The sequence below is a fragment of the Protofrankia sp. Cr1 genome, from assembly GCF_963555865.1.
GTDB lineage: Bacteria > Actinomycetota > Actinomycetes > Frankiales > Frankiaceae > Protofrankia.
The window spans coordinates 17,838-26,341 of sequence record NZ_CAUVXO010000019.1; the positions used below are offsets into that span (position 1 = coordinate 17,838).

An 8,504-nucleotide genomic window follows, 5' to 3' on the forward strand; every position below is an offset into this window, starting at 1 on the left:
TCCGGACCGGCGGGTCGACCCATCCACCGGTGGGAACGAACGGACCCGGTGAGGGGACGCCGATGACGCTGCTCAACCTCATCGGCGCTGTCATCCTGCTGGCCGGCAACGCCTTCTTCGTCGGTGCCGAGTTCGCCGTCATCTCGGTCCGCCGCGACCGGATCGCACCCATGGCGGCCGCGGGTGACCACCGCGCCCGCACGGTCGGCACGGCGATCGAAAACCTGTCGCTCATGCTTGCCGCGTCCCAGCTCGGTATCACGATCTGTTCGCTGGGACTCGGCGCGGTGGCCGAGCCCTCCGTCGCTCACCTGCTCGAGGGAAGCCTGCGCGCACTCGGCGTCCCCGCGAGCATGTACAGACCGATCGGGCTGGCGGTCGCGCTGGCGATCGTCGCCTGCCTGCACATCGTGCTCGGCGAGATGGTGCCGAAGAACATCGCTCTCGCCGGGCCGGAGCAGGCCGCGCTGCGGCTCGCGCCGCCGCTGGTGCGGTTCGCGCGCCTGGCCCGCCCCCTGATCGTCTTTCTCAACGCAGTTGCCAACTGGTGCGTCCGGCTCGTCGGGGTCACGCCGGTGGACGAGCTCAGCACCGCCTACACCCCGGACCAGCTCGCGGTCATGATCGCCGAATCCCGACAGCAGGGACTACTGGAGGACTACGAGCACAACCTGCTCACCGGCGCGCTGGAACTGCCCGAACGAACCGCCCGCTCGGTCATGATTCCCCTCGATGAGACCGTGGCCGTGCCGTGGTCGGTCAGTGCGGCCGAGCTGGAGATGTTGGTCGCCCGAACCGGATTCTCCCGCTTTCCGGTCCGGGCTCCGAACGCATCTGCCCCAGCGGCCACCGAGACACCCACCGACCTGGCTGCACCCGGTACCACGGCCACGGCAGGTACGATGATCGTCGGCTTCGTCCACGCCAAGGACGTCCTTGGAATCCAGAGCGACGCCCGGGACGAACCGCTGCCGCCGCGCCGGCTCCGACCCATGGTCGAGGTCCGCCCGGACCTGCCACTGGACGAGGTGCTACGGCTGATGCAGCGGACCGGCTGCCATCTCGGCCGCGTACCCGGACCGGGTGGCACGACCATCGGGGTCGTCGCGCTCGAGGACGTGGTGGAAGAATTCGTGGGCGAGATCGAGGACGCCAGCCACCGGATGCGCTGACCTGGCGGGTCAGGCCGTCACGTAGTCAGGTGGTCTTGGGCGCGGCCGCCGCCACCACCTCGAAGGACCACAGTTGCGCCCCGGTCGCGGCGGGCTGCGACCCGGTCGCGGCCGGTCCGACCGGTCCGCCGGGTCCGCCGGGTCCGCCGGATCCGCCATGACCAGCCTGGAAGGCGTTGGACGCCTGCCACGTGCCGAAGTCCTCCTCGCTGCGCCAACGCGTGTACACGAGGTAGGCGTCAGTGCCCTCCACCGGACGCAGCAGCTCGAACCACTCGAACCCGTCGGCCGCCTCCACCATGCCCGCCCGACCGGCGAAGCGCTGCTCCAAAGTGGCCCGCATCTCAGCCGGAACGGTCAACACATTGATCTTCACGATGCTCATGAGGCCACGTTAGTTCGTCCGGCACGCTGTCGTGCGGGCCTACCCCTGCCCATGAGACCGATCTGCCACATCATCACCATAAGACGATAGATCGATACGTTGAGTACCTCCTGCATCGGGTTGCCATCCTCATGCGACACTATCTGGCGTCATTCGATTCCATAACGTCCCGAGCGAGGATGCGCGAGTGGCTGACCAACGGCATCGGATGCACCCGGGCGCGGCTCCGGGCGCAGAGCCGACGCAGCCGGACGGGGATGTCGGCCTGTTCGGACCGTCCAGCGTGACCTGGCGGGTACACGGCGACCCGAGCATGGTCATCGCCGGGATCCGGGCGCTGCTCCTGCAGGCGGTGCACCCGCTGGCCATGGCCGGTGTCGCCCATCACTCCACCTATCGCAACGACCCGTGGGGACGCCTGCGGCGGACCGTCGACTATGTCGGCACGATCACCTATGGGAGCACGGACGCCGCCCACCGCGCGGCCGCGCGGGTACGCCGGGTGCACGCGGGCATCCACGGGGTGGAGGCGGGCAGCGGCCGGCCCTACCGGGCCGCCGATCCCGAGCTGCTGCTGTGGGTGCACGTGAGCGAGGTCGAGTCCTTCCTCAGCACGACCCGCCGATGTGGCCTGGCCCTCACCGAGCGCCAGGCCGACACCTACTTCGCCGAGCAGGTCCGCGCGGCCGAACTCGTCGGCATCCCCGCGCGTGACGTCCCGTCCAGCCGGGCGGAGGTCGAGCGTTACCTCACCCGAATGCGGCCGGGGCTGCGGGTGACCGCGGCGTCCCGGGAAGCGGTCGGGATCATCCTGCGGCCGCCGATGCCCCGGTGGGTGGCGCTGGCCACCCCGGCGCGACCCGCGTGGTCAGCACTGACCGCCATCGCGGTCGGGATGCTCCCCGGTTGGACCCGCCGGCTCTACGGGTTACCCGACGTCGCCGCGGTGGAGCTGATCGCGTCCCGGTGCGGCAAAGCGGCACGCGCGGCACTCCTCGGACTGCCGCGCTCGCTCTTCCAGACACCCGCCACCCTGCGACGCCCCGCACTGCGATGCCCCGCCCTGCCGGCACCGACCGAAGAACCCACCGGAGCATGTATCGATCTGACACATACTGGTTAGTCTGCTGTTCATGGCGCAACTTCCCCGGGTGGCGGTGCTCGGGCGCGGACCCACCGCCGGCGTGACCGTCTTCGCGCTCGTCGACTCCGGCCTGGACGCACGCCTGTTCGTACCCGCCGCGGCCCCTGCCAGACCCGTGGTCACGGGTGCCGAGCGCCCGGCGACGGTGACAGCGGCCCCGACGCCCGCCGAGGATTATCTGCGCGAGCGCGGACTCGCCGACCGGATCACACGGCTCGACGGCGACGGCGACGGCGACAGCGGCATTCGCCCGGATGACACCCGTCCCGTTGACACCGGCCGCCGACCCTTCGATCTCCGCGACAGCGACCAACAGGTGACCCGATGGGATGTCGTGGTGGTCACCGAAGACCAGGTCGAAGACCAAGCCGACCGCGCGGCCGGCCCCAGCATCGGACCGCCGCTGTTCGGCGGTGTCTTCAGCCTGGACACCGACGGTGTGTACCGATGCGGGCGCCTGCCCGGGTCGGTGGACGGGTCGGTGGACGGGTCGGTGGACGGGTCGGACGGCGCCGACACCGTTCGGCTCGCTGACGCCCAGGGCCGCTGGATCAGCGAGTACCTGCGTGGCCGCTACCTGCTACCGCCACGTTCAGTAATGCTGGCGGCGGCCGGGCTGCCAGCGGCCGGCCCCGCCAGCTGGCTGCGATCACACGCTGACTGCCTTCGCGCTTCATGGCATGGCAGGCATCGCAGGCCTGGCCGGCCCGCCGTGCAGGGTTACCTGCGCTGGCTGGGCGCCGAGCTGCGCCGCGGCCGGGCGCGGGCGGCCGAAGGCGGCTACCCCATCCCCGTGCCCTCCCTGATCACCGCCGAATGATCCACAACGCGGTTCAGGCGAGACGGTTCAGGCGAGGACCGCCAAGCGGTCGGCCGCCGCCCGCAGGGTGTCGAGTCGCTTCGGGAACGCAAACCGGAGGATGTGCCGACCGTCCGCGGGATCGGCGAAGAACGACGAACCGGGAACCGCCGCGACCCCGGTCGTCGCAAGCACGCGGCGAGCGAATGCGACATCCTCGCCGGCGGGGTCCAGTGATCGGGTTCCGCACATGACGTAGTACGCGCCGTCGGGCGGCCGGACCTCGAATCCGGCCGCGGCCAGCGCGCCGCACAACAGGTCACGCCGCTGCCGGTACTCGGCCGCGATGGCGTCGTAGTAGCTCGCCGGCAACGCCATCGCGGCGACCCCGCCCGCCTGCAGAGGAGCGGCCGCGCCCACGGTCAGGAAGTCGTGGACCTTGCGGATGGCGGCGGTATAGGCCGGCGGCGCGACAGTCCAGCCGACCCGCCATCCGGTCACCGCGTAGGTCTTGGACAGGGCGTTGATGGTGATCGTACGGTCCGTGAGACCGGGCACTGTCGCGGGCGGGACATGCCCACCCGGACCGAGATAGTGGATGTGCTCGTAGATCTCATCGGTGATGACAAGCGCGTCGTGCCGCTGGCACAACTCGGCGAGCAACTCCAGTTCCGCGCGTGTGAAGACCTTGCCGGTCGGGTTGTGCGGCGTGTTGATCACGACAGCACGCACCCGGTCGGAGAAGGCGGCGCGCAGCTCGGCCTCGTCGATGCTCCAGTCGGGTCCGTGCAGTCGGACGAGCCTGGGCCGAGCGCCGGACAGGATCGCATCCGGGCCGTAGTTCTCGTAGAAGGGCTCGAACAGCAGCACCTCGTCGCCGGGATCCACCAGCGCCAGCATCGCCGCGATCATCGCCTCAGTGGAGCCACAGGTCACGCAGATCTCGGTCTCCGGGTCCACCGTCCAGCCCGGATAGGTGCGGGCGACCTTGTCGGCAATCGCGTGCCGCAACGCCGTCGCCCCCCAGGTGATCGCGTACTGGTTGTCGTCGGCGTCGATGGCGGCCTTCGCCGCCTCCTTCAACTCGGCGGGGCAGGAGAAGTCCGGAAAGCCCTGCGCCAGGTTGATCCCGTCATGGGCCAGGCAAAGCCGCGTCATCTCCCGGATGACCGACTCGGTGAAGGTCCCGGCCTTCACCGACACCCGGGGCGAGATGCCGCCCTGGGCTCGAGCCGGCTCGTCCGCACCCGACGGCCGTACCTGGGGCAGCCAGACCGCGGAGCCGATACCCGAATGCGCTGTCACCGGTTCATCATGGCGTACCTCAGGTCGCCGTCAGTTCAGGTCGCCGTCAGTTCAGGCGATGGCGTCCCACGGCTGGCGGTCGGGAGCGGCGGCGAGACCCTCGGGACAATGCCGCCGATAGTCGCACCAGGAACACAGCTGACCCGGCGACGGCGGAAACGCCGCGTCCGGCGCGGCGCCGGCGCGAAACGCCTCGCCCGCGCGCTCGGCGTCGTCCGCCAGGGCTTCGGCGCGGCGCAGTTGGCGGCCCAGCGACGCCTCGTCGTGCTCGGCCGCCAGCACGTCGCCGGTGGGAACATGATGCAGCTCAACCCGCCAGCACGGCCGACGCAGCGTCTTCGACGCCGCGAGCGCGTACAGGGCGAGCGGCTGGGAGGCTCGCGCATCGTCATCGGTGAGCGGACGGCGGCCGGTCTTGTAGTCGACGACAACAAGCTCACCGTCACGATCGTCGAGCCGGTCGACCCGCCCGGACAGCGCCAACCGTTCGGTGCGTGCGGCTACCTGGCGTTCCACCGCCACCGGTTCGGCGGCCGGATCAAGCCCAGCCACATAGCGCTCCACCATCTGCGCTGCCCGCTCCCGCCAGCGAACCGACTGATCGGCGTCCCGCCAGCCGTCCAGCAGCCACCCGAGGCGGACGAGATGCGCGGCGCGAGCCGGGGTACGGCCCGCCAGCGGCTCGTCCCACCAGGCCCGCAGGGCGTTGTGCACGCTGGCACCCATCGAGTTGTGAGCCCACGGCGGGCCCTTCGGCGGTGCCGGGCGGTCCAGGTATGCCATCCGGTACCGGCGCGGGCAGTCGGCAAAGGCGGAAAGCTTCGACGGCGTGCACACGAAAAGTCGCCGCGGCATTCCGTCCAACTGCAGCTGGTCCACGACATGATCCTGTCACTCGGCGGCTGGCACACGGCAGCGGCGCCGTCGACACAATGGTAACCGAACGACCACTGGACGGTGGCATTCTCGCCTGGCATGCTGGTGGATGTGACCGGTACATCCGACCTTTGCGCGCGCCGCGCACGTAGATCGCCGGATCACTTTTACCAGGGGCCGGGCTTGGCCCCTGGGCTGCCTCGCGACTGACGCGACACACCGAGACCAGACGGCCCGGACTCACCCGGGCTCACGAGGCTCTGGGGCGGCCGGGCCACGGACGAAAAGGGCCCAGATGACAAGGGAAGCGCTCAACTCTGTCACCTCCGCGCCGACTATCTCCTCGATCGAGGACGGCCGAACGGCCATCGACGAGATCGATACCCAGCTTCGCGCGCTCGTCGGGGCACGCCTCGATGTGTCCCGCCAGATTCAGGCGCTGCGCTCGGCTGACGGCGGTCCGCGCATCGAGCACTCGCGGGAGAATGAAATCATCGCGGCATGGTCGGGGGAACTCGGACCGCGCGGGGTCGAAATCGCACTGTCTATTCTCACCCTCTGCCGCGGATCTCTTACCTGACGCCATCGCGACTCACCTCGACCCGCACAGAACTTCTGCCAGGTCATGGTCGCCGGTCAGCGGCGTTGCGACGTTCAGCGCGTCGCGCCTGGGTGCCAGCACCACGCCGCTGACCGCCGTCGGTATCCTCACCGACGGCGACGGACTCCGCCAACAGCGCTCGCAGTTCCGTACGCAGCTCCGAGCGCAGGTAGTCACGGGTCGCCAATTCGCCGATCTTGACCCGAACCGCCGCGATCTCGCGGGCAAGGTATTCGGTGTCGTCGAGCTGGCGGCCGGTCTGCTCCCTGTCCTGAGCGAGGTTCGCCCGGTCCCGGTCGTCCTGCCGGTTCTGCGCCAGCAGGATCAACGGCGCCGCATAAGCCGCCTGCAACGACAACGCCAATGTCAGGAAGATAAACGGATAGTTGTCGAACCGCAGGTCAAGCGGCATGACAATGTTGTAACAGATCCATATTACGACCACCACGCTCTGCAGCACAAGGAAACGGGCGGTTCCGATGAACCGGGCGATGCGTTCGGCAACCCGGCCAAAGGCGTCCGCTTCGGCGGGCCGGCGGGCCAACGCTGAACGGCGTGACGGACGAGGCTGGTCGAGCCTGCCCGCACCGCGGCGGATCTTCATGATCCGGGCCGCCTCAGACCGTTGTCGCGCCGATCCTGACCGCCTGGCAACGCCGTGCTCACAGCGTTACTTCGGGCATCGCTGTGGGAATCACTGTGGGTGTCACCGCGGGAATCACTGTGGGTGTCACCGCGGGAATCACCGTCGGAATCGCTGTGGGCGGTATCGGCGGAATCGCCGAGAGCGCCCGCGCGGGCATCGGAATCCAGATCACGTTCCCGCCAGTTGGCCGGCAACATGTGGTCGAGAACGTCGTCGACGGTAACCACACCGACCAGTCTGGCGAGCCCGTCCAGCACCGGGACCGCCACCAGGTTGTACGAGGCGAGCAGGCGGGTCACCTCCGGCAGGGACGTCTCCGGGCGCAGCGGGGTGATGTCGATGTCGATGATGCCACCGACGAGGGTCCCAGGCGGTTCCCGCAGCAGCCGCTGGAAATGCGCAAGCCCCAGATAACGTCCGGTCGGGGTCTCGAACGGCGGGCGGACCACGTAGACCTGCGCGGCCAGCGCCGGTGACAGTTCCGGCGCCCGCACCCGCGCGAGCGCCTCGGCCACGGTCGCGTTCGGGCCGAGGATCACCGGCTCACTGGTCATCAGACCGCCGGCGGTGTTGTCCGGGTAGACCAGCAGCCGGCGCACCGGTGCCGCCTCCTGCGGCTCCATCAGCCGCAGCAGCCGCTCGGCCTCCTCGGCGGGCAGGTCCCTCAGCAGGTCGGCGGCATCGTCTGGACCCATCGCCTCCAGGATGTCAGCCGCTCGATCGTCGGCGAGCCCGCCGAGCAGCTCGATCTGCTCATCCTCGGGCAGCTCCTCCAGGACGTCGGCGAGGCGCTCGTCGTCAAGGGCCGCGGCGACCTCGGCCCGGCGTTTGCTCGAAAGATTGTGCAGCAGGGACGCGAGGTCCGCGGGGCGGAGTTTCTCGAACGCCGCGAGCAGGTTCGCCGCACCCTGGGTCTCCGCGGGCAACGAGATGCCGGCTGACCTCATCCCAGGAGACCGTGCGGACCTCGCCGCGTCGTCGCCGACCGGTCCGTACCGCCACCTGGTCGAGCACCCAGTCGCCACCGCGGATCGGTTCGATCGCCGCGTCCACCACTGTGACGGTCGCCTCGGTCGCGACCAACGTCACCTGCCGGTCCAGGAGCTCGCCGAGCACGAGGATCTCGCCCGGACGCTGCGCGAACCGGCGCCAGCTCAACCGGGCTGAGGAGAGCACGACGGCGCCCGACTCCACCCCGGTCACCTTGCTGATCGGCACAAAGATGGGACGGCGTTGCACCTCGACGGCAAGCCCCAGCGCGCGCGGCGGTTCGCGGCCCAGTCTCAGGGTCACGACCACGTCACGGACTCGCCCGACCACATCCCCGTTGGGATCGAGGACAAGCAGGCCCGCCAGCCTGCGGCAGAACAGCCGAGCCGGTGCTGTGGTCACGGCGTGAGGCTACCTCCGCCCCCGATGCCGGGCGCTCTTGGCAAAAATGATCATTGCTCCGCTCGCGCCGCGCTGCACCAGCCAGGCCACGGCCGCCGGCTCCACTCGCGCCCGACCCCGAATGCCGCGATACTGCTCATAAGTGTGTGACAGCCCGTCTGCAATGGTCGCGATTGACGTGCGG

General features: G+C 69.7%; 8 protein-coding genes and 1 pseudogene. 4 read left to right on the forward strand and 5 right to left on the reverse strand.

Annotated features, from left to right (window positions below):
• Window positions 1–1,172 (forward strand): hemolysin family protein (locus U9980_RS03635; RefSeq protein ID WP_322766668.1); only part of this gene is annotated, 1,172 nt, incomplete at its 5' end.
• 25 nt (window positions 1,173–1,197) lie between these two features.
• Here U9980_RS03635 and U9980_RS03640 read toward each other — a convergent pair.
• The gene (locus U9980_RS03640) at window positions 1,198–1,557 is read right to left on the reverse strand and encodes an antibiotic biosynthesis monooxygenase (RefSeq protein WP_322766669.1); all 360 of its coding nucleotides are present in this window, start codon (window positions 1,555–1,557) and stop codon (window positions 1,198–1,200) included.
• A gap of 187 nt (window positions 1,558–1,744) precedes the next feature.
• Here U9980_RS03640 and U9980_RS03645 point away from each other — a divergent pair, with 187 nt between their 5' ends.
• Both U9980_RS03645 and U9980_RS03650 read left to right on the forward strand, forming a co-directional pair.
• Window positions 1,745–2,680: an oxygenase MpaB family protein gene (locus U9980_RS03645; protein ID WP_322766670.1), complete on the forward strand. Its 936-nt coding sequence runs from the start codon at window positions 1,745–1,747 to the stop codon at window positions 2,678–2,680.
• A gap of 10 nt (window positions 2,681–2,690) precedes the next feature.
• Entirely contained in the window at window positions 2,691–3,521 is an 831-nt protein-coding gene (locus U9980_RS03650; protein WP_322766671.1) for a hypothetical protein, read from the forward strand.
• Between the two features lie 27 nt (window positions 3,522–3,548).
• Here U9980_RS03650 and U9980_RS03655 read toward each other — a convergent pair whose 3' ends face one another.
• Both U9980_RS03655 and U9980_RS03660 read right to left on the reverse strand, forming a co-directional pair.
• Window positions 3,549–4,715, reverse strand: coding sequence for a pyridoxal phosphate-dependent aminotransferase (locus U9980_RS03655; protein ID WP_322766680.1), 1,167 nt, complete (start codon window positions 4,713–4,715; stop codon window positions 3,549–3,551).
• Window positions 4,716–4,856: 141 nt separating this feature from the next.
• A complete protein-coding gene (locus tag U9980_RS03660) occupies window positions 4,857–5,684 on the reverse strand; it encodes a PD-(D/E)XK nuclease family protein (RefSeq protein ID WP_322766672.1) in 828 nt (275 codons plus the stop codon).
• Between the two features lie 187 nt (window positions 5,685–5,871).
• On the opposite strand from U9980_RS03660, the gene U9980_RS03665 reads away from it, so the two are divergent.
• Window positions 5,872–6,261 (forward strand): chorismate mutase, encoded by a 390-nt coding sequence (locus tag U9980_RS03665; RefSeq protein WP_322766681.1) that lies wholly within the window; start codon window positions 5,872–5,874, stop codon window positions 6,259–6,261.
• 43 nt (window positions 6,262–6,304) lie between these two features.
• On the opposite strand, the gene U9980_RS03670 is transcribed toward U9980_RS03665, so the two are convergent.
• Both U9980_RS03670 and U9980_RS03675 read right to left on the reverse strand, forming a co-directional pair.
• Window positions 6,305–6,886 (reverse strand): DUF1003 domain-containing protein, encoded by a 582-nt coding sequence (locus U9980_RS03670; protein WP_322766673.1) that lies wholly within the window; start codon window positions 6,884–6,886, stop codon window positions 6,305–6,307.
• Window positions 6,883–8,299 (reverse strand): annotated as a pseudogene (locus U9980_RS03675) (magnesium transporter MgtE N-terminal domain-containing protein). The gene U9980_RS03670 and the pseudogene U9980_RS03675 overlap by 4 nt, the downstream one beginning before the upstream one ends.
• Window positions 8,300–8,504 lie beyond the last annotated feature (205 nt).

Coding starts and splice junctions, on each gene's coding strand:
- U9980_RS03640 (WP_322766669.1), bottom strand. CDS start 1,557: ATGAGCATCGTGAAGATCAATGTGTTGACCGTTCCGGCTGAGATGCGG.
- U9980_RS03650 (WP_322766671.1), top strand. CDS start 2,691: ATGGCGCAACTTCCCCGGGTGGCGGTGCTCGGGCGCGGACCCACCGCC.
- U9980_RS03670 (WP_322766673.1), bottom strand. CDS start 6,886: ATGAAGATCCGCCGCGGTGCGGGCAGGCTCGACCAGCCTCGTCCGTCA.